This window comes from Microbulbifer sp. 2205BS26-8, assembly GCF_030731025.1.
In the GTDB taxonomy this organism is placed as follows: domain Bacteria; phylum Pseudomonadota; class Gammaproteobacteria; order Pseudomonadales; family Cellvibrionaceae; genus Microbulbifer; species Microbulbifer spongiae.
In genome coordinates, this window is the sequence record NZ_JAVAMR010000189.1 from 1 (window position 1) to 468 (window position 468).

Here is a 468-nt window from a genome sequence, read left to right on the forward strand (position 1 = left end):
TTTTGGGCCAGCACCGGTCTACACAAAGGCGCCTGCCTGTTGGCCGTTCCGACGAAGACCGTTTGGTTGCTGACATGATCGAGCTTGCGCGACAGTATGGTCGATACGGCTATCGCCGGATCGCAGCTTTACTGAGAGATGCAGGCTGGCAAGTGAACAACAAGCGCGTGGAACGACTGTGGCGACGTGAGGGGCTGAAGGTTCCAATAAAGCAACCAAAGAAGGGACGGCTCTGGCTAAATGACGGGTCATGTGTTCGACTGCGTCCGGAGTATCCCAATCATGTCTGGTCGTATGACTTTGTTCATCATCGGACCAGCGACGGGAAGCATTCCGAATGCTGAATATCCTGGACGAGCACTCCCGAGAATGTCTGGCAATCTGGGTGAAACGAAAGCTGAACTCAACGGAAGTGATTAATGTATTGACAGACCTGTTCATTTTACGTGGTGTTCCCGCCTATATCCG

The 468-nt window shown here is 52.8% G+C and carries 1 pseudogene; it reads left to right on the top strand.

Annotated features, from left to right (window positions below):
* Nucleotides 1–468 (top strand): annotated as a pseudogene (locus Q5Y71_RS17210) (IS3 family transposase); the annotation flags it as partial.